Source organism: uncultured Legionella sp. (assembly GCF_937871865.1).
In the GTDB taxonomy this organism is placed as follows: Bacteria; Pseudomonadota; Gammaproteobacteria; order Legionellales; family Legionellaceae; genus Legionella.
On sequence record NZ_CALMPD010000248.1, the window covers coordinates 1 to 20,130 of the forward strand.

The following is a 20,130-nucleotide window of genomic DNA, read 5'->3' on the forward strand; positions in this document are numbered from 1 at the left end:
AGTACTCATATCCCTAAGATCGAAGCCTGCCGCTCGCGCAGGCTGAATTTTTTGATATATTTTAATATCACAAACCCTTGTGGAATGACTGTATAACTCTCTTTTATATTTTTTTTACAACTGGAGTAAAAAAATTGTATTTATTTCAATTAGTGAGCTAAGTTTATGTTAAGTAATGAAGAAATTGAAGAAAGACTTAAAAGCATTGATGAAGTGCTTCATGTCGAAGTAACAGGCGATGGTTACAAGTATCAATTAGTTATCGTAACCGATCTTTTTATAAATAAAACCAGGGTTGCTCGACAGCAATGGGTCTATGCACAACTCAATGACTTAATTACCACTGGCAGGCTTCATGCTTTAAGTATGAAGACATGGACAAAAGAAGAATGGGGGAAGCAACATGGATAAATTATTAATAAACGGTGGTAAAGCATTGCATGGAGAGGTTGTTATTTCTGGAGCAAAAAATGCAGCGTTACCCATAATGGCAGCAAGTTTGCTCGCCAGCGACCATGTAACCATCTCCAATGTCCCGCATTTGAAAGACATTACTACTATGATGGAGTTACTGGGGCAACTCGGAGCTCATCTTATTGTTGATGAAAAGATGAATGTACAGGTGGATGCAGGCCAGGTAAATGAATTTGTTGCTCCCTATGACTTAGTCAAAACCATGCGTGCTTCCATATTGGTTTTAGGGCCAATGCTGGCACGGTTTGGAAAAGCTGATGTGTCCCTCCCTGGTGGTTGTGCCATTGGTACTCGACCTGTAGATTTACATCTTAAAGCATTAAAGGCAATGGGGGCTGATATTACGGTTAAAAACGGGTATATCAATGCACGTTGCAAAAAAGGGCGTTTGCAGGGACGTCAATTAATGTTTGATACCGTTACTGTGACCGGTACTGAAAACATACTCATGGCCGCAGTCCTTGCAGAAGGCACTACGGTTCTTAAAAATGCAGCACGTGAACCTGAAGTTGTTGATTTGGCCAATTTTTTAATTCAAATGGGAGCCAAAATTTCAGGTGCAGGCACTTCAACGATAGAGATTGAGGGTGTTGAAGCTTTAGCAGGTGGCACTTATTCTGTAATGTCCGACAGAATAGAGGCTGGTACTTATCTTGCTGCAGGTGCCCTTACTAGAGGTCATGTTACAGTTAAGAGAGTACGACCAGATACTTTGTTGTCGCAGTTATGCAAATTTGAAGAGGCTGGTGCTGAATTAACCATAGGTGAAGATTGGGTTAGTTTGAACATGCACGGCAAACGCCCTCAGGCTGTAAATATCTCTACAGCTCCCTATCCTGCCTTTGCTACTGACATGCAAGCCCAGTTTATGGCAATGAACTCTGTGGCTGAGGGAACTTCTACCATTGTTGAAACCATTTTTGAAAATCGCTTTATGCACGTGCAAGAACTGCAACGCATGGGAGCTCAGATTCAGTTGAATGGCAATACCGCAATTATCAATGGGGTTGAGCGATTAACTGGTGCGCCTGTTATGGCAACAGATCTTCGAGCTTCAGCCAGTTTAATTCTTGCTGGTTTGGTTGCTGATGGTGAAACTGCAGTTGAACGCATTTACCATGTTGACAGAGGTTATGAGCGTATAGAAGAAAAATTGTCTTTACTCGGTGCTGATATCAAGAGGGTTTCTGAACGGTGATTAAGCGAACTGAATTAAGCCATTTTCTGAATAATTTGTTGAGCTGCAGCAAATTCAACGATTATGCTCCAAATGGGATTCAGGTTGAAGGTAAAGATCAAATAAAGCATATATGCACTGCGGTTACAGCTTCCGAGGAGGTTATTCTTGAGGCTGTTGCATCGCAGGCAGATGCGCTTTTGGTTCATCACGGTTATTTTTGGCGCGGGGAAGATCCGGTTATTACTGGAATGAAGCGTCAAAGAATCAGTAAATTGCTCAACCATAATATCAATTTATTTGCCTACCATTTGCCATTGGATTGTCATCCTGAGCTTGGGAATAATGCATGTCTGGCTAATCTACTGCTATTGGATACTGTGCAGATGCATAAAGCCGGCGGTACTGAAAATTTACTTTGGTCTGGAATGCTTCCTCAATCTATGATGGGTGAGCAGTTTTCTGAGTTTATCGAAGGTATTTTGGGACGGAAACCGCTGCATATTGATGGCGCTAATAAACCTGTGCGGTCTGTAGCATTATGTACCGGTGGAGCACAGGATTATATTGAGAACGCATATCAATTGGGAGTAGATGCTTACATCAGCGGAGAAGTATCTGAACGAACCTACTATCAAGCTAAAGAATTGGGAATTCATTATTATGCTTGTGGGCATCATGCCACCGAGCGATATGGAATCCAGGCTTTAGGCGCTTATCTGGCAAATTATTTTGGTTTAACCCATCAGTTTATAGACAGTGATAATCCTGTTTAGCTGGCATTTAGATCTATTCTTGTCCTGGAGTTGCTTGCCCAGCAAACTATATACCAAGATGTAAATTTGTGCTTGCCTAAAATTTCGCAGCTGATACTGCACCTGTTCTGCAAAACAATTATCGCATTGGTTATCAAATTGGAATGTATTAAATCAGTTTCAATACAATCCTGATATTTTTATAGGCTCGTGTAATAAACTCTCTTGTGCCTGCCCGGTATAGTGGGCTAACATGTAAGAATAGGTAGTTTCTCGCTGCGGTACGTTGGAATAGGACAAATTTTCCAGGTGCAGAGAGGCTACGACAATAGTTGCCAAAGGATTGTTATAATGATCAATTTTAGAAGACTTCTGGTCTTTATATTTTTGCTTTGTTCATGTGCGATACAGATAAATGCTGCTGGTCTGAAAAATAAAGCATTCAGGACTATCTGGCATCCTACCTATCTGGGTGAGCGTCTGGATTATTGTAGTTTTGATGGTAAAGAATGTGGTAAAACTTTGGCAAACCGTTATTGCCAAATATTGGGTTATGATTATGCAAGCCAGAATGTAATCGCTTACAATGTAGGTTTAACCCGTTATTTATCCAGCAGGGCACAATGTAAGGGATGGCGATGCAATGGTTTTATGACCATTACCTGTGCGACGGGTTTATCACATAATCCTCCCAAACCCTATCATTACAGAGAAAGAAAATTTGTTTTTCCTCGTTACAACGATTATCGCGTCGATTGGTGTTATGACAAAAATAAAGGCTGTGGTTCCAAAGCTGCTAATTCATTTTGCAGCCGTATGGGCTATTTGCAGGCAAAGCATTACGTGAAAGAAACTCAAATCAGTGCGACCAGATCAATCGGTAGCCAGGAATTGTGTTTTGGGCATCAATGTAATGCATTCAAATCAATACTTTGTTTTCGTTAGTTAATGCTTTTTTATTTGGATAATTTATAAATCTCATATGTATATAAAGGTTGGTTGTTTGAACTTATGACATTATGGAATGACTCATCTGATGATGACCATTCCATAGTTTATGACGTACACGTTCAATTGCTGTCATTGAGCCTTATAAGTACACCAGTTTTAATGATCACATGATTATTTTTTAGATAGCGCCAGTCTGTAAAGTGGTGCTCTGTGACGAATTTACCGTTAGAGTTGCCGTTTGAATTTGTATTCGGCTCTGGCTGTAGTTTTAATTGCTGCATTATCTAAAAGATAAAGTTTGATAGTTTTATGACAGTTAAGTAAATTTAATGTCGTAAATTTGACAGCCGTAAGTTATATATACTTTAATTAAAATATCGAAAACTTAAGGATAGGTTTATGAGTGGCAATGAAAAAATATACATCATTGATGAAAATGAAAGTCGTTGTGATAAATTGCGCACTATTTTTGATTTTTTAGGTCAATCCACCGAAGTTAGCAAATATTATAGCTGGCAATTGCTAATTAATCCAAATCCAGAAGTTATTATTCTTGGCGCAGATAGAGTGTCTGAAAGAACTTTAGATGAACTGGATTCTCTTGCGAAACAATTTTCCAAGGTTCCTATTATTGTTGTTGATGAGCAGTTAAATGCTACTCAGTCAGCGGATCGTAATGTTGTTGCCTGTTTATCCTTTCCATTCAGTTATGCGCAAATGCTCGAAGCTCTGCATCGATGCCAAATTGCAAAGGAAGCTGTTAAATTGATTACACTAGGTTCTCAGCGAACCCCCTTATTCCGTAGTTTGGTGGGCAGTAGTGAAAGTATCAGCAAGGTGCGCAGATTGATAGAACAGGTTGCCAATACAGAAGCCAGTGTGTTGGTTTTAGGTGAATCAGGAACAGGCAAAGAGGTCGTTGCTCGAAATATCCATGCTCTGTCCTCCCGAGCTAATAAACCGTTTATACCGATTAATTGTGGTGCAATACCTGGTGAGCTATTGGAAAGTGAATTATTTGGCCACGAAAAAGGTGCTTTTACAGGCGCGATTACTTCACGCCAAGGCAGATTTGAGTTAGCTAATGGCGGAACACTGTTCCTTGATGAGATCGGAGATATGCCCTTAGCGATGCAAGTCAAGTTATTACGGGTACTTCAGGAGCGTTGTTTTGAGCGTGTTGGCTCTAACAAGAGTATCGATGTTAATGTACGGATCATTGCTGCGACGCATAGAAATCTGGAAGTCGCTATTAATGAAGGGAAATTTAGAGAGGATTTATTTTATCGACTTAATGTATTTCCAATCGAAATGCCTCCTTTAAGGAAAAGAAGTTCTGATGTGGCTTTGTTGTTTAATGAGTTAATCTCTCGAATTGAGGGGGAGTCTAGACCTATTGTTCGGTTAATGCCCGATGCGATGGATGCACTATGCAGTTACAGTTGGCCAGGCAATGTTCGTGAGCTAGCTAATCTGGTAGAACGTCTGTCTATTTTGTATCCCAATGGAATTGTATGTAAAGATGACCTACCGCGTAGGTTCCTAGGAGAATATAAGCCATCCTATCTTGAAACAAATACCTCGACTACTGGAACCGAGCGGGAAGCCCTGTTAGAAATTATTAGCCAGGATCAGACGCTTAACACTGATGGTATCGATTTAAAGGAGCATTTGGTAAAAACAGAGTTGGCTTTAATTAGCCAGGCTTTGGATGAATCAGATTGGGTTGTTGCTCATGCCGCCAGTTATCTTAATATGAGACGAACGACATTGGTTGAGAAAATGCGTAAATATGGCTTGACCAGGCCAGAACGAGTTGAGCGATAAGATCTATAGCGAAAGCTCTTATCAATCCTGCGACATATTGCCTGCCGCAGGATTGATAAGAGCAAAAGAGTTCATAACATAACATTATGATTGTTTATCGTTAGCGTCTGTACTGGTTTCTTCTTTCTTTTCAGTAGGTTTCGCGGCTGTTTTCTTTACTTTTTCCGCAGGCGCTTTTTCCTTGGGTTCTTCATCAGTTGTATCTACAGCTCTTTTTTCTTTATAGTCTTTTATAATTTCAGTTACGCTTTCTTTAAGGCCTTTAAATAATTTACTGGTCATCGATGATAATTCTTGTAAATCAGGTAACTTTGATTTGAAGTCACTCATGTTTCACTCCCCTGAAGATAATAAATTTATACTGTAATTATATACTCATATAATATCTTTTGTTGTTCGCTAAATATTATATTAAGTCACCAGAATCCATAATCCCGATGACTTGTGAGCCAGGCGATACAATAATCAAGCCCAAGGATGCATTAAACGCATGGCAGGTTTAAGCAATTTATTCATCATAGATGCTTTAGGCTGAACAGTTAATTTGAATGCTTTATAATGAGTCATTTTTTCTACAAGATATTCGTCGCTGGTAGTCAGTTTATCTACCAGGCTCAAATCAAATGCATCTTTAGCCAGCCAATGTTCGCCCGTAGCTACTTTGTCCATATCCAGCTGGTTTCTGTTCATCAGTACATAGTCTCTAAATACGGTATGTATTTTTTCCAAATCTTCGATGAATTTTTTCCTGCCTTTTTCTGTATTTTCTCCGAAGAGCGTTAAGGTTCTTTTATATTCACCGGCTGTTAATAGCTCAATATCAATATCATTTTTCTTGAGCCAGCGATGGAAATTAGGAATCTGCGCTACAACGCCTATGGAGCCTATAATCGCAAACGGGGCTGCGATTATTTGATTGGCGACACAGGCCATTAAATAGCCTCCACTGGCAGCCACTTTATCTATGCTCACGGTGAGAGGAATATTTTTATCACGTATTCTCTGCAGCTGAGACGCAGCCAGACCATAGCCATTAACCGCACCACCAGGACTATCCAAACGGACCAATACTTCATCGTCTGGTTTCGCAATGGACAGTATAGAGGTAATCTCCTCTCGCAGTTGATCTACTTGAGACGCTTTTATATCGCCATTAAAATCAATGACATAAAGAGTTGGCTTTGCCGCTTTTTCTTTTTTCTTTTTGCTGGCTTTTTTGCCTAATATCTCTTTATTCATTAATGATTGAGTATGTTCATATTGCTCGTTTAACGACGTGATTTCCAATTTTGGTTTCGGCTTTCTCCCCATGGAGAATATACCACCCAAGAGAATTAAAAATGCGATAACCAGAGTAGCGCACTTAAGGAGAAACATGCCGTATTCACTAAGAAATTCCATTATTGCCCTTGAAATAAATAAAACAGATTATGGCGATCCTGGATTGACTTCGCAAGACAAAAATCAGGATATTCAATTGTATAGAAGCTAAAAAACTTGTTTTGTCGTTTATTTATAGTTAGTCTCGCTTTTTAAAGTAATGATGCGCATCTATGCTTGAAGTTATTGATCTTGATTTTGATTACCAGGAACAACCTGTATTGCAGAAGGTTTCTTTTAGTATACCTAAAGGTGGCTTACTGCATTTGCAAGGAGCAAATGGGGCAGGTAAAACAACGTTGCTAAAATTGATCGCCGGGTTGCATCATCCCATGCACGGGCAAATACGCTTTTCTGGCCAGCCTATTTCGAATAACCTGCAAGCTTATCAAAAACAATTATGTTTTGTAGGACACAAAACTGGAATTAATCCTTACCTGACGGTAAGGGAAAACTGTTTGTTTGATCTGAATTATAAAGGCACAGACGTATGCATCAGCGATTTGCTCTCACCCTTTAAACTGGCCAAGCTGGTAGATCAACCCTGCGGTTTGCTTTCTGCTGGTCAACGACGGCAAGTGGGTTTGCTTCGTCTTTGGATGTCTGAGAAACCCTTGTGGCTTTTGGATGAACCTTTGGTTGCTCTTGATAATGCAGCACTTGCTATTTTAATGGATAAAATTAACCTGCATCGCTCACAAGGAGGGGCTGTATTGCTTACTTCTCATCAGAAACTGCCTTTAAGCGCCAATGAATACGAGGAGTATCATTTGTGAGTGCAGGTAATTTATTATTTATAAAACAATTCAAGCGCGAATTATTGATCCAAATTCGTCAGATTAGATATCTGGTGAATTCCTGTTTGTTTTTCTTAATGTTGTTATTTATTTTCCCGTTAACCATGCGTCCGGAAATTCAGTTGATGAGAAGCATTGCTCCTGGTTTAATATGGATGGCTATCTTGTTATCTATGTTGCTTTCAGCGGAACGATTGTTTCAACAGGATTATGAGCAGGGTGTTGTGGAGCAGTGGCTGGTTTCAGGTGAATCATTATGTGTCATCGTCAGCGCAAAAGCCATGGCACATTGGTTCATTAATCTGTTGCCTTTATTGATTTTATCTCCTTTGGTCGCGGTATTGTTTTCATTTTCTGTTTGGGAAACCTGGATACTCATCTTGAGTCTGCTTTGTGGTACGCCGGCTTTATTATTTTTATGTGCTTTAGCTGCAGCATTTGGGGTAGGAGTGAATCAAAAAGGGGCGTTAATGGCTTTGATCTTGCTGCCTTTAACGCTTCCGCTATTGATTTTTGGGAGTGGTACGTTAAATATTGCGATGCAAGGCATGCCTGTTAGCGGTTATCTGGCGTTACTGCTTGCCATGTCGCTCATTGCGGTGAGCTTTTTACCTTATGCTATTGCAGGGGTCATGCGTATTAGCCAGGTCGATTAATCAAAAGCTATGATTTCCTGAAAATCAGCTATATTTTGCGAAACTGGCGATGCATGTTAAAATTCGGCTCTTTTCTGATTTTATTGTCTCCTATGTGGAAGTTTTTATATCAACTGGCTTCACCTAAAACATTTTACTCCTTATCGGGACGAGTAATACCCTGGTTTGCAGCGAGTGCTTTATTCACTTTACTGGTCGGAATTGTTTGGGGACTGGTATTTGCTCCACCTGATTACCAACAGGGTGATGCTTTTCGTATCATCTATGTTCATGTTCCTAGTGCTTTTTTATCCATGGCGCTTTATGCGTGGATGGGATTTTTAGCTGTTTTGCTTCTCGTCTGGCGTATTAAAATAGCCGGACTTTTGATTAGTCTGATAGCCCAGTTAGGTGCCTGTATGGCCTTTTTAGCTCTGGTTACTGGAAGTATTTGGGGCAAACCTATGTGGGGGGCCTGGTGGGTCTGGGACGCGCGACTGACGTCTGAACTGGTTTTACTATTACTCTATGCGGCTATTATAGCGACCCATCAAGCCGTAAAAAATAAAGAAGATGCTGATAAAATTGTTGCGATTTTAACCTTGGTTGGCTTAATTGATTTACCTATTATTCATTATTCCGTCTATTGGTGGAATACCTTGCATCAAGGTTCTACTTTATCTGCATTTGCCAAACCTAAAATTGAACTCAGTATGTTATACCCATTGCTTTTGACCATAGCTGGATTTTTCTTTTATTCCTTGTGGATTATTTTGGCAAAAGCACGAAATGAATTGTTATTGCGAGAAAGAAATCAAACCTGGGTGAAACTGCAATTCGAAGGGGTAAAATAATGACTGCATTTTTTGATTGGCTAGCAATGGGTGGTTATTCTGCTTATGTTTGGTCTGCCTATGGTTTGGTTGGTGCTGTGTTAATAATAAATCTGTTCAGCATAAAATGGCAAAAATCACGCACTCAGCAAATACTGCAACGATGGTTTAAGAGATAAATGATATGAACCCAGCACGAAAACGCAAGTTACTCAAAATACTATTTTTTATGATGATATTGGCCCTGGCTGCTGGTTTGGTTTTATATGCCTTAAGACAGAATATCAGCTTGTTTTATACTCCTACCCAGATTGCTGCCGGAGAAGCACCGCTTGGTCATCCGATCCGAGTAGGAGGCATGGTTGAAAAAAACAGTATTATTCGAGCCGAAAAAGGGTTAACGGTTCAATTTAAAATTACCGATTTTGATAAAACGATTACCGTAACGTACACTGGTATTCTTCCTGATTTATTTCGTGATGAGCAAGGAATAGTTGCTGAGGGAGAAGCTACGGATACCCAGCATTTTCGCGCCACCCAAGTATTAGCAAAACACGATGCTAATTATATGCCGCCTGAAGTTAAGGCAGCTTTATCTAAAAAGGTAGCATCATGATTGCAGAAATTGGTCTTTTTTCATTGATTCTTGCTTTAGCTGCCTCCATGATGCTGGCATTAGTCCCATTAGCCGGTTTGCAACTGAAGCGTACAGACTGGATGGATTCAGCAAAAACGTATGCGGGATTCCAATTCTTATTTGTAGCCATGGCCTATGTGTGTTTAACCGTATGTTTTTTAACTGATGATTTTTCCGTAGTATATGTTGTGAGTAATTCAAGCCTGTTATTGCCCTGGTTTTATAAACTGTGCGCCGTTTGGGGAGGGCATGAAGGTTCCATGCTTTTATGGGTTGCTATTCTTAGTTTCTGGATGATTTTGGTTGGATTTCTGAGCTCTAGTCTCGATAAAGAAATGCAGGCTCGTGTTTTGGTGGTGCTTGGCTGGCTAAGTATTGGTTTCATTCTTTTTTTGCTAACCACCTCCAATCCTTTTTTGCGTCAATTCCAGGTGTTGAATACTCAAGGACGGGATCTTAATCCTTTACTGCAAGACCCTGGATTTTTGTTTCATCCACCCATGCTGTATATGGGCTACGTTGGTTTTTCTGTTGCTTTTGCTTTTGCTATTGCTGCTTTATGGGCTGGTAAAGTAGAAGCCAGTTGGTCGAAATGGACCAGGCCCTGGACTTTGGCTGCATGGTGTTGTTTGACTGCTGGTATTACTCTTGGAAGCTGGTGGGCCTATAGAGAATTAGGTTGGGGGGGCTGGTGGTTTTGGGATCCGGTGGAGAATGCTTCTTTTATGCCTTGGCTGGTCGGCACCGCTTTACTGCACTCACTGGCAGTGACAGAACAACGCCAACAATTTAAAGCATGGACGATGTTATTGGCAATTGCTGCATTTTCCCTTAGTCTTATTGGAACCTTTCTGGTTCGGTCAGGTGTTTTGACCTCCGTGCATGCTTTTGCTGTAGATCCACAACGAGGTTTGTTTATTTTAGGTTTCTTGTTGTTCGTCATCGGTGGTTCTTTAGTCTTATTTTTGTTTCGGGCACAAACCTTACAAACCGGCAGCAGTCCAAGTCCCGTATCTCGAGAAAGCGCCTTATTATTGAATAATGTGTTCTTGGTTGTCATCATGCTGACGGTGTTGATGGGTACTGTTTATCCTTTATTGATTGAAGGCTTGGGCTTAGGCAAGTTATCAGTCGGCGCCCCTTATTTTAATGCGGTCTTTGTGCCTTTGATGATACCCATGTTATTGCTGATGGGGATTGGGATTCATTTACGCTGGAATAAGGACGATTGGAAGAGCGTATTTAAAAAACTGAATTGGATTGCTCTGTTGAGCATTCTGTTGCCTATTATTATATTGTTCGTCACTTCCAGCACTTTTGATGGTTCGGCACTTCTGGGGTTGATTTTAGCATTCTGGGTTGTATTAAGCACTTTAAGTGCTGCTGCCAGACGTATTAAAGACAGAGGATTTAATGGGGTTGGCCAAGCCTATTGGGGAATGGTTGTTGCTCATTGTGGTGTTGCTGCCTCAGTCATTGGGATTGCAGTGTCTACCTCTTATGGGGTGCAGGATGACGTTCAGATGGCGCCTGGTACTACAATAAATCTGGTTGGATATCAGATAGAGTTTGTGAGTCAGAGCGATTTAAGTGGTCCTAACTATAATGGTACTCAAGCTGTATTTAAAATAAGCCATAACGGCACGAGCAAATTGATCTATCCGGAAAAAAGAGTTTATGCCATTGGTCAGATGGCGATGACTGAATCAGCTATTGATGTGACACCATTCAGAGATATTTATGTTGCCATGGGAGAACCGTTAGCGAATCACTCCTGGTCTATCCGCCTTTATTATAAGCCTTTTGTTCGTTGGATCTGGGGCGGAGGCTTTCTGATTCTTGCCGGAGGTTTTTTGGCGTTGACAGATCGAAGATATTATCAACACAGAAAGACTGTCGCAGTGTGTAGTCGGGAGTTAGAGGCATGAAAAACATTGGGTGGAAATTAATTCCAGTTACTCTTTTTTTATTACTCAGTTTTTTTCTTTGGCGCGGTCTTTCTTTGGATCCTCATAAATTACCTTCCGTTCAGCTAGGAAAGTCATTACCTGTTTTTGCTGTACCCCAATTACAAAATCCTAAGGCTGTCTTTAGTTCAAACACATTAGACCAACAGATAGCCCTCCTTAATGTTTGGGCAAGCTGGTGTGAGGCTTGTGTGGAAGAACAGGTGTTTATGATGCAGTTGGCACGTGAAGGAGTACCCATCTACGGTCTGAATTATAAGGATAAACCTGAGAATGCTCTACAATGGTTAGCACAATGGGGCAATCCTTATAAGCTGATTGGTCAGGATACTGAAGGTAAAGTTGCTATTGATTTGGGAGTATATGGCGCACCAGAGACTTTTGTAATTGATAAGCAAGGCATCATCCGTTATCGGCATGTTGGTATTATGACTCAGGATGTCTGGATGAAAGAAATCGCGCCGTTAATGAAGCAGTTGGAGCAGACTTCATGAGAGTAACTTATTTAATCAATTTGGGAATAGTCCTTTTTATATTGGCTGCTCCAAGTTTTGCTAACAGTGAGTATCCCCTTGATTCAGCTAAGAAAGAAGCGCAGTTTAATCATTTACTGAAAGATTTACGTTGCCTGGTGTGCCAGAATCAGGATTTGGCTGATTCTAATGCGGAGCTTGCTAAGGATTTACGTTTACAGGTTTATCATTTGGTAAAAGAGGGGAAGAGTGACAGTGAAATAAATGAGTACCTGACTTCACGATACGGTGATTTTATACTTTTTAAACCTCCAGTAAAAACGGTAACTTTATTATTATGGTTTGGTCCCTTTTTATTTTTACTGTTGGGATTCTTTATTTTTTGGCGAACATGTTTTAAGCGAATGACACATGAATGAATGGTGGCTAGTCGGCACTTTGGTTTTAATAGCACTCAGTGCAAGTATTCTTCTTATCTATCCTTTGAGACGTAACCTGTTAGCCAGCATGCTATTGTTGCCTGTATTAATGGTTATGATGGCTGTCGGCTATTATTCTTGGGGTGATTTTTCTTCCTGGCAACAATACATTCAGCAGAATGAGTCACGGGAAAGGGCGCAACAGATGCTTAAATCAGTTAAAAGTCCTCAGGAGCTTATTGATAAACTGAAAGCTAAATTGGATGATAGTCCGAAGAGTGCCAAAGGGTGGTATTTATTGGGCAGACTATATACAAGCCAGAATGAGCACCAAAATGCTGTCGCCGCTTTTGCTAAAGCGCATCAATTGAATCCTGACGATGAACAATATTCTGTGAATTACGCGCACAGTTTATGGATGATTAATAATCAGCAATTTAATCAAGAAATAATAGCAATCTTTAATGAATTATTAGATAAAAATCCAAATCAACCAGATGCATTAGCCATGCTTGCTATGAACGCATACATGAGCCATGCTTATAAAGATGCAATAGCCTATTGGCAACGATTATTAGTTATCGCACCAGAACAATCAGAGGAATCTCAGGCTATCCGTAAAGCCATAGCCAAAGCGCAGGATCAACTTAATTCAGGGAGTGAACAATGACAGATAAAGTATATCAGTTGGTTGAACTGATTGGCACATCGCAAGAGGGTATTGAACAAGCTATCGATAATGCAATCAAACAAGCTGCCAAATCACATGGCAAGTTGGAGTGGTTTGAGGTTTTGGAAACGCGTGGGTTTATCGATGGTGATCAGGTTAAGTATTACCAGGTGCATGTGAAAATTGGTTATTATGGTTAGAGGCTTTTTAGCCTGGTAATAAATGTATGCGACCTGTTTTTCTGGGCTGCACTTCGTTTAGCCCAGCCTACTCATTGGTTGTAGGTTGGTGCTCGCAGCCATTAAGTTAAGAATAATACGTCATACTGAGCCCGGGATATCCTTCGTCGCTAGCTCCTCTGGATGACGACTAAAATCCTTAACTTAATCGTAGTGAGGCTAGTGCTGAGCTTGCGAAGCCCTACAGCTAATCTTGCAAAGCAGCATAATCGTCAGTGGAAGACGTTATATCAGCGTTTGGATATAAATGGATTATCTTTGATATAAAACCGCAGCGGTTTTTCTGCCCAGTCTTTTGCATAGTGTACTCCTATCCTTGGTCTTTCTATTATTATAATGGGTGATTGATTTAGGTTGTCTGCTATATAAAAAGTATTGCCAGATAGATCATGCTGATTCAATTTCTTATCTATATTCATTGCTCTGGATAACAATCCGGGGCCTTGTGTTTTCCCCTGGATATTTTGTACTGGTTCTAAAGCCCTGATTAATACAGCAGAACCTGTCTCTTCTTCTTCTGTAACCACGTTAGTACAATAATACATTCCATATATCAGGTATATATAAGCAAAACCCGCAGGTCCAAACATCACTTCTGTTCTTTTAGTTTTTCCTTTCGATGAATGTGACGCTAAATCTTGCTGACCAAGATAGGCTTCAACTTCTACTATTTTTCCAATTCGTTCACAGGCACCATCCTGATGAACCATTAATTTTCCTAAAAGTTCTTTGGCAACAGTAATTGTATCGCGTGCATAAAATTCTTTGGGTAATTTATCCATTTTCACGGAGTCTGGTTTGGGTTGAGGTATTATAATAGTGTTTTTACATCTATATTAAAGAGTTGTTCTGTATCTGCTTTAATCGTCACTGAATTCATTTAATGCTTTAAGAAAATGATGACCATAATGTGTTAACTTATGTTGTCCCACACCAGATACATCAAGTAGCTCTTCTGAGTTACTGGGTTTTAAGCGGCTCATCTCATGTAAGGTCGCATCACTGAAAATCATAAATGGCGGTTTATTCTCTTCATCTGCCAATCGACGTCTCAAACTGCGTAATATTTCAAATAGCGGACTGTTTTCTGCTTTAATAGTGCTGCGTTCTTTTGTTTTCTTTTTGCTGCCAGTGAGATCATTGTGCGGAATGGTCAGAGCGATGCTCTCTTCACCTTTTAAAAGAGGTATTGCTTTGGGAGTCAGTTTTAGCACGTTAAAATGGTTTATGTCCTGTATGCAATAATCTTTATGGATCAGCTGCCAGGCAAGTTGCTTCCAGTAATGCGCCGATTTATCCTTGCCAATAGCAAAAGTACTCAGTTGATCATGACCGAATTGTTTTATTTTATCCGTCTGAGCACCTCTTAAAACTTCAATAGTATGCGTTAATCTAAAACTTTGTTTTAATCGATAAATACAGGATAATAATTTTTGTGCGTCTTCGGTCGCATCAGCCATTGCAGGCGGATTATCGCATACGTCACAATACTTGCATTCTGTATCACAAGGCTCATCGAAATAGCGTAACAAAATCTGGCGACGGCAATGCGAGGCTTCAGCAAACGCTAGCATGTGGTTCAATTTATTTGTTTCAACCCGCCTTTGCTCTTCTAAGGGGGTATTGATAATCCATGAACGAAGCCGTGCGCTGTCAGCTGGTTCATAAAGAAGTAAGGCTCTGGCAGGTAATCCGTCTCGCCCGGCCCGGCCGGTTTCCTGATAATATCCTTCAATATTTTTAGGTAAATCATGATGAATTACAAAGCGCACATTAGGTTTATCAATTCCCATACCAAATGCTATCGTCGCGACAACGATATCAATTCTATCATGACGAAACAGGGTTTGTACTTCCCGACGTTCATTATGTGCTAAGCCTGCATGGTAGGCTCGGGCTTTAAATCCCATATCCTGTAATTTTTCAGCAAGGCGCTCTACACTATTGCGTGTGCCACAATAAATAATCCCGGATTGCTGAGTATCTGATTGTAAAAACTGATTGAGTTGCTTTGTTGCATTGTTTTTGGGAACGACTTTATAGTGGATATTGGGTCTATTGAATGAAGCCACATATTTTTTAGGAGTGTAATTTAATTTTACAACAATATCTTCGCGAGTCTGTTTATCGGCGGTAGCGGTTAGCGCAATCATGGGGACATTTGGAAAATGTGTTTTTAATAACCCTAAAGCGGCATATTCCGGTCTGAAATCATGTCCCCATTGAGATACGCAATGCGCCTCATCAATTGCGAACAGTGCAATCTGACACTCTGCAAGGCGTTCTAGAAAGGGGGTGCTGATGAGTCGCTCCGGGGCAATATACAATAGATCCAGTTCATCATTATGTAATTGAGCTAATACTTTTCGTGCTTCATCACTGGATAGTGACGAATTATAATATGCTGCACTGATCCCTTGTAATTTTAGTGCTGCAACCTGATCTTCCATTAAGGCAATCAAGGGAGACACGACTATCCCGACACCAGGTCTGACGATTGAAGGTATTTGATAACAAAGTGATTTTCCGCCACCTGTTGGCATAAGAACAAGCACATCAAGTCCTGAAATAACATCGGTAATTATTTCTTCTTGAGGTGTGCGAAAAGAATCAAAGCCGAAATATTCTTTTAAAACGGACAGAGCATTTTTATTTGTCAATGTAGGTTGCGCTAATGTTCCCATGTGATTATTCTTGTTGTCTTTCACAGGCGCTAAAATTTCGTAATAATAGCATCTTTTGACCTGAGAGCAGTAGTTTAATTATGAGAAGAGCGAACCATGTGCTAAATTTTAGAATTTGTTTAAAAATATAGTGCCGTATAAGCTCGCATTAGATTAAACTTCATCCCAGTTTTGTACGGCGCTATAAACACATTATCTAAGGACGGTCTATGAATTTTGAATTCACCCAGGAACATCAAGCTTTTCGTCAGATGGCCGCTGATTTTGCTCACAATAAACTGGCTCCCATGGCGGACAGTTGGGATGAACACTGCCATTTTCCTGTTGACGTTTTACGAGAAGCTGCAAAATTAGGTATGGCTGGAATGGTTGCTCAAGAGGATATTGGCGGGACTCAACTTACTCGTTTGGATGCTTCATTAATATTTGAACAACTTGCTACAGGGTGTATACCCACCAGTGCCTATCTTTCAATTCATAACATGGTTACTTCATTAATTGACAAATATGCAGAAAAAGAGCTTCGGGCATATTGGGGGCCCAAACTAACGGCAATGGATGTGATTGCCAGTTATTGTTTAACTGAACCCGAATCAGGCTCCGATGCTGCCTCTTTAAAGACCCGAGCAATAAAAGATGGAGATCACTATGTTGTAAATGGTGTTAAAGCATTTATTTCTGGTGGAAGTGTCAGTGATGTTTATTTAACGATGGTCAGAACTGGGGATGAATCACATCATGGCATCAGTTGTTTGTTAATTGAAAAAAATACGCCCGGATTAACATTTGGTAAATTAGAAAAGAAAATGGGGTGGCGAAATCAGCCTACCAGTATGCTTTATTTTGAAGAATGTCGTGTCCCTATTGCTAATCGGGTGGGGGAAGAAGGGATGGGCTTCAAAATTGCGCTCAATGCATTGAATGGAGGGCGAATTAATATTGCTTCATGCTCCTTGGGAGGCGCTCTCGCATGCTTGCGTTTAACTCAATCTTATCTGCATGAGCGAAAGCAATTTGGTCGGTCATTAACCAAAATGCAGGCTTTGCGCTTTTATTTCGCAGACATGCTAACTGATTATGAAGCAGCACGGTTGATGGTTTATAGAGCTGCTGCAGCCATGGATAATAATGATGCAGATGCTCCTATGTATTGTGCAATGGCAAAGCGTCTTGCAACTGATGTTGCATTTAGAATCAGTGACAAGGCGATGCAACTACATGGAGGATATGGATATTTGCGTGACTATCAGATAGAACGCATATTCAGGGATTTGAGAGTACACCAGATTCTTGAAGGTACTAATGAAATCATGCGGGAAATAGTTGCAAAAGCAAGTTTGGATGAGGAATATTTTATTGATTAGGTTCTGTTCATTTGGATAACAGAATCAGGAAATCTATCAGGAGTTAATTAATGAATTTAATTGAGCATGAATTAGATAGTAATGGAATTTTAACCTTAACTTTAAACAGACCAGAAAAATTAAACGCCTTAAGCACGGATGTTTTGAATGCTTTGGCTGAATTATTTCGTTCTGCGAAAACTAATCCCCAAGTTAAAGCACTCATGATCACTGGTAATGGTAAGGCTTTTTGTGCTGGTGCTGATATCAATAGACTTGCTGAATGTACTGCTCAAACGGGATATGAATTTGCTTGTCATGGCCAAGAGGTATTCCGACTTTTGGAAACTCTGGGCAAACCCTCTCTAGCAGCAATAAATGGATTTGCATTTGGTGGTGGATGCGAATTAGCTATATCAGCAACCTTGAGAATCGCATCGACAAAAGCAATGTTTGGCCAACCGGAAGTAAAATTGGGCGTTATTCCTGGTTACGGTGGTACCCAACGATTAGCGCGCTTGGTTGGCAAGGGACGAGCAATGGATCTTTGTCTAACCGGCCGATTTATTAGCGCCGAAACGGCATTAAACTGGGGGCTTGTTACTGATTTGGTTGAACCAGAACAATTGCTGGAACAAGGTAAAACTGTGCTGAAGGGAATTTTAGCGATGGCGCCTTTGGCTATTGCTGGAGTAATGGAAGTTATTGATCATGGCTATGATCTGCCTCTTCAAGAAGCCTTGCATCTGGAAGCAATCCATTTTGCTAAAGTCTGTGCTACAGAAGATAAAAAAGAAGGGGTAGAGGCCTTTCTTACCAAACGGAATGCAGTTTTTAAGGGGGGCTGATAAATGTTTGAAGATGTATTGTTTACCCAGGAAGGTCAAATTGGCTTAATTACCTTAAATAGACCTGGTGCTTTAAATGCTCTTTCCTTGCCGATGATTCAAGCCATGCAAGAGCAGCTGGAACTCTGGAAGGAGGACTGCTCGATAAAGGCAGTGGTAATTCGTGCTGTTCCCGGTAATGCGTTTTGTGCTGGCGGGGACGTGCGTTGGCTTTATAATTCTGGTCGAAGTGAGCATTCAGAGCAAATGCAGTTTTTTTGGCATGAGTATCGATTGAACCATTACATTCATACTCTGGGTAAACCTTATATCGCCTTAATGGATGGCATTACTATGGGGGGAGGGGTTGGTGTTTCTCTCCATGGCAGTCATGCCGTAGCTACAGAGCAGTTTGTATTTGCCATGCCCGAGACCGGGATTGGTTTTTTCCCTGATATTGGTGCCAGCCATTTGTTGACTCGCTGTCCCGGGGCTCTGGGGATTTATTTGGGTTTAACTGGGAATCGAATTGGGGCGCAGGATGCATTGAAGGCGAAGCTAATTAAATATATTGTACCTTCCAAAGAAATGAATGCTTTGCTTGATCTATTGATTCATACTGATTTGTCTGAAGATGCTTATAATCGTGTAGATCAATGCATTAAAGAATATACCTTTACACCTGACAATGAAGTGAGTCAGATTAAACCGTTAATTGATGTTTGTTTCTCTCAGCCGACAGTTGATCTTATTGTTGATTCTTTGATGAAGCGTGATGGAATATGGGCTGAGGGGGTTTATAATACTCTAATGCAGAAATCTCCTTTAAGCCTTAAGGTTACCTTAACTCAATTACAGAAAGCGAAAGGGATTTCTCTGGCTGAATGTTTAAAAATGGATTTCGATTTGGTCGCTCATTTTATGCGTGATAGTGATTTTTATGAAGGGGTCAGATCATTATTGATCATTAAGGATAAAAAACCGAATTGGAAGCCATCACGCCTGGATTTAGTAAGTGATAGCATGATTATGAATTATTTTGAGCGGTTTCATTCAGGGTTGGAGTTGATAGTCGTCTAAATTTTGCGGAGTTATTGGCTTACATTTTATCATGTGATGTAAGCCAAAATGTTCATCAAATGCCAGAAATAAGGCAACGATGATTGTCATATTGTGAACAGTTATGCGCGAAATGGTATTTTAAGCCGGAAACAAATATTTTTTCTCCATCTTCCATCAGAAAGATTTGTTCTGGTTGCAGTTCTGCAAAATTAGAATCGCGTAAAACGGCTTTATATAAAGTTCCTGCATGTGCAAACAACCATCGATCAAGAAATGGAAGGATTTTATTCGGCTCATTGGAATAAAAATTTTGATAAATATCCGTGAATAGAACTTTATTCATTTCATAATTATTTTTAAAGAAGAAACTGCGGCGATCCTGTTTATATTCTATAAAGGGTGGTTTTTTCGGATTTTTCTTCATTCCTGCGGAAATGTTTATTGTAACTATTAAGCCTTTTGCTGATTCAATATTTAATTTTGTACCCAAAAAATCAGAACCATTATTGGCAGAAAGATAAGCCTTCAAATAATTGATTGCATCGTCATTAACCGGATCAAAATAACTGGTGATTTGGAATTGTGTTGCGTAATGAGTATCGGGATTAAAGGTACATTGAATGTATGTTTGATAGGCGAACTTATCAGACGTGATATAGCGTATAATTTTTTCTTCAATTACTTCATTTACTTGTTCACACGTTAACTCCTGGCCTTTCATGGCGCTGGACGTGCGGATAATTTGTGTTGGATAATCAGTATTTCTGGTAAATAATTGGAGGTGATTCAGACCTTCTGAGCTGCTAGAGTATGATTTTTCAATTGTATTCTCTGTTACTGGATTCTTTGATAATTGAGATAGATTATTCAAGTGTTCAGTTTGACCAAACGAGCACAAGGGGAACAATGCAAGGGGGGCAATGAAGTAGTTAAGTCTCATGGCAAACTCCTTATTATTTTCTAAATTAAATCCTTTAATT

General features: G+C 40.2%; 23 protein-coding genes. 18 read left to right on the top strand and 5 right to left on the bottom strand.

Going from position 1 to position 20,130, the window contains the following annotated elements:
• Positions 1–165 precede the first annotated feature (165 nt).
• From Q0495_RS13120 to Q0495_RS13140, 5 genes are all read left to right on the top strand, one after another.
• Positions 166–411, top strand: coding sequence for a BolA/IbaG family iron-sulfur metabolism protein (locus tag Q0495_RS13120; protein WP_298627082.1), 246 nt, complete (start codon positions 166–168; stop codon positions 409–411).
• On the top strand, positions 404–1,672 hold the full coding sequence (murA, locus tag Q0495_RS13125; RefSeq protein ID WP_298627084.1) for a UDP-N-acetylglucosamine 1-carboxyvinyltransferase: 1,269 nt from the start codon (positions 404–406) through the stop codon (positions 1,670–1,672). Before Q0495_RS13120 ends, murA begins: the two co-directional genes overlap by 8 nt.
• Positions 1,669–2,427 carry a Nif3-like dinuclear metal center hexameric protein gene (locus Q0495_RS13130; RefSeq protein ID WP_367274425.1) on the top strand — a complete coding sequence of 253 codons (759 nt, stop codon included), beginning with the start codon at positions 1,669–1,671 and terminating at the stop codon, positions 2,425–2,427. The genes murA and Q0495_RS13130 overlap by 4 nt, the downstream gene beginning before the upstream one ends.
• A 330-nt stretch (positions 2,428–2,757) precedes the next feature.
• On the top strand, positions 2,758–3,351 hold the full coding sequence (locus tag Q0495_RS13135) for a hypothetical protein (RefSeq protein ID WP_298627086.1): 594 nt from the start codon (positions 2,758–2,760) through the stop codon (positions 3,349–3,351).
• 405 nt (positions 3,352–3,756) lie between these two features.
• Positions 3,757–5,184: a sigma-54 dependent transcriptional regulator gene (locus tag Q0495_RS13140; RefSeq protein ID WP_298627088.1), complete on the top strand. Its 1,428-nt coding sequence runs from the start codon at positions 3,757–3,759 to the stop codon at positions 5,182–5,184.
• Positions 5,185–5,268: 84 nt separating this feature from the next.
• Here the strand turns inward: Q0495_RS13140 and Q0495_RS13145 are convergent, their stop codons facing one another.
• The gene (locus tag Q0495_RS13145) at positions 5,269–5,514 is read right to left on the bottom strand and encodes a hypothetical protein (protein ID WP_298627090.1); all 246 of its coding nucleotides are present in this window, start codon (positions 5,512–5,514) and stop codon (positions 5,269–5,271) included.
• A gap of 135 nt (positions 5,515–5,649) precedes the next feature.
• A complete protein-coding gene (gene sohB, locus Q0495_RS13150; RefSeq protein ID WP_298627091.1) occupies positions 5,650–6,585 on the bottom strand; it encodes a protease SohB in 936 nt (311 codons plus the stop codon).
• Between the two features lie 152 nt (positions 6,586–6,737).
• Here sohB and ccmA point away from each other — a divergent pair, with 152 nt between their 5' ends.
• The 10 genes from ccmA to Q0495_RS13200 all read left to right on the top strand — a co-directional run bounded on the left by ccmA (position 6,738) and on the right by Q0495_RS13200 (position 13,195).
• Positions 6,738–7,340, top strand: a complete 603-nt coding sequence (gene ccmA / locus Q0495_RS13155) for a cytochrome c biogenesis heme-transporting ATPase CcmA (RefSeq protein WP_298627093.1) — start codon at positions 6,738–6,740, stop codon at positions 7,338–7,340.
• Positions 7,337–8,017, top strand: coding sequence for a heme exporter protein CcmB (gene ccmB, locus Q0495_RS13160; RefSeq protein ID WP_298627095.1), 681 nt, complete (start codon positions 7,337–7,339; stop codon positions 8,015–8,017). Before ccmA ends, ccmB begins: the two co-directional genes overlap by 4 nt.
• Positions 8,018–8,109: 92 nt before the next feature.
• Positions 8,110–8,850: a heme ABC transporter permease CcmC gene (gene ccmC / locus Q0495_RS13165; RefSeq protein WP_367274427.1), complete on the top strand. Its 741-nt coding sequence runs from the start codon at positions 8,110–8,112 to the stop codon at positions 8,848–8,850.
• Positions 8,850–9,008, top strand: coding sequence for a heme exporter protein CcmD (gene ccmD, locus Q0495_RS13170; protein WP_298627099.1), 159 nt, complete (start codon positions 8,850–8,852; stop codon positions 9,006–9,008). Before ccmC ends, ccmD begins: the two co-directional genes overlap by 1 nt.
• Before the next feature lie 5 nt (positions 9,009–9,013).
• A complete protein-coding gene (gene ccmE / locus Q0495_RS13175) occupies positions 9,014–9,445 on the top strand; it encodes a cytochrome c maturation protein CcmE (RefSeq protein ID WP_298627100.1) in 432 nt (143 codons plus the stop codon).
• Positions 9,442–11,394 carry a heme lyase CcmF/NrfE family subunit gene (locus Q0495_RS13180; RefSeq protein WP_298627102.1) on the top strand — a complete coding sequence of 651 codons (1,953 nt, stop codon included), beginning with the start codon at positions 9,442–9,444 and terminating at the stop codon, positions 11,392–11,394. The genes ccmE and Q0495_RS13180 overlap by 4 nt, the downstream gene beginning before the upstream one ends.
• Positions 11,391–11,927, top strand: a complete 537-nt coding sequence (locus Q0495_RS13185) for a DsbE family thiol:disulfide interchange protein (RefSeq protein WP_298627104.1) — start codon at positions 11,391–11,393, stop codon at positions 11,925–11,927. Before Q0495_RS13180 ends, Q0495_RS13185 begins: the two co-directional genes overlap by 4 nt.
• Positions 11,924–12,325, top strand: coding sequence for a cytochrome c-type biogenesis protein (locus Q0495_RS13190; RefSeq protein ID WP_298627106.1), 402 nt, complete (start codon positions 11,924–11,926; stop codon positions 12,323–12,325). The genes Q0495_RS13185 and Q0495_RS13190 overlap by 4 nt, the downstream gene beginning before the upstream one ends.
• Positions 12,318–12,995, top strand: coding sequence for a tetratricopeptide repeat protein (locus Q0495_RS13195; RefSeq protein WP_298627108.1), 678 nt, complete (start codon positions 12,318–12,320; stop codon positions 12,993–12,995). The genes Q0495_RS13190 and Q0495_RS13195 overlap by 8 nt, the downstream gene beginning before the upstream one ends.
• Entirely contained in the window at positions 12,992–13,195 is a 204-nt protein-coding gene (locus Q0495_RS13200) for a dodecin (protein WP_298627109.1), read from the top strand. Before Q0495_RS13195 ends, Q0495_RS13200 begins: the two co-directional genes overlap by 4 nt.
• A gap of 269 nt (positions 13,196–13,464) precedes the next feature.
• Here the strand turns inward: Q0495_RS13200 and Q0495_RS13205 are convergent, their stop codons facing one another.
• A complete protein-coding gene (locus Q0495_RS13205) occupies positions 13,465–14,016 on the bottom strand; it encodes a DNA-3-methyladenine glycosylase (RefSeq protein WP_298627110.1) in 552 nt (183 codons plus the stop codon).
• A 78-nt stretch (positions 14,017–14,094) separates the two neighbouring features.
• On the bottom strand, positions 14,095–15,918 hold the full coding sequence (gene recQ / locus Q0495_RS13210; protein WP_298627111.1) for a DNA helicase RecQ: 1,824 nt from the start codon (positions 15,916–15,918) through the stop codon (positions 14,095–14,097).
• A gap of 209 nt (positions 15,919–16,127) precedes the next feature.
• Between recQ and Q0495_RS13215 the strand changes: the two genes are divergently transcribed.
• From Q0495_RS13215 to Q0495_RS13225, 3 genes are read left to right on the top strand one after another with little or no spacing between them, the layout of a single operon-like run.
• Complete coding sequence (locus tag Q0495_RS13215; RefSeq protein ID WP_298627112.1) at positions 16,128–17,282, top strand: acyl-CoA dehydrogenase family protein; 1,155 nt, start codon at positions 16,128–16,130, stop codon at positions 17,280–17,282.
• Positions 17,283–17,332: 50 nt separating this feature from the next.
• Complete coding sequence (locus tag Q0495_RS13220) at positions 17,333–18,109, top strand: enoyl-CoA hydratase-related protein (RefSeq protein ID WP_298627114.1); 777 nt, start codon at positions 17,333–17,335, stop codon at positions 18,107–18,109.
• Positions 18,110–18,112: 3 nt separating this feature from the next.
• Complete coding sequence (locus Q0495_RS13225; RefSeq protein ID WP_298627115.1) at positions 18,113–19,168, top strand: enoyl-CoA hydratase/isomerase family protein; 1,056 nt, start codon at positions 18,113–18,115, stop codon at positions 19,166–19,168.
• A gap of 55 nt (positions 19,169–19,223) precedes the next feature.
• Here Q0495_RS13225 and Q0495_RS13230 read toward each other — a convergent pair whose 3' ends face one another.
• Positions 19,224–20,090 carry an Lpg0189 family type II secretion system effector gene (locus tag Q0495_RS13230; protein WP_298627116.1) on the bottom strand — a complete coding sequence of 289 codons (867 nt, stop codon included), beginning with the start codon at positions 20,088–20,090 and terminating at the stop codon, positions 19,224–19,226.
• Positions 20,091–20,130: the final 40 nt, after the last annotated feature.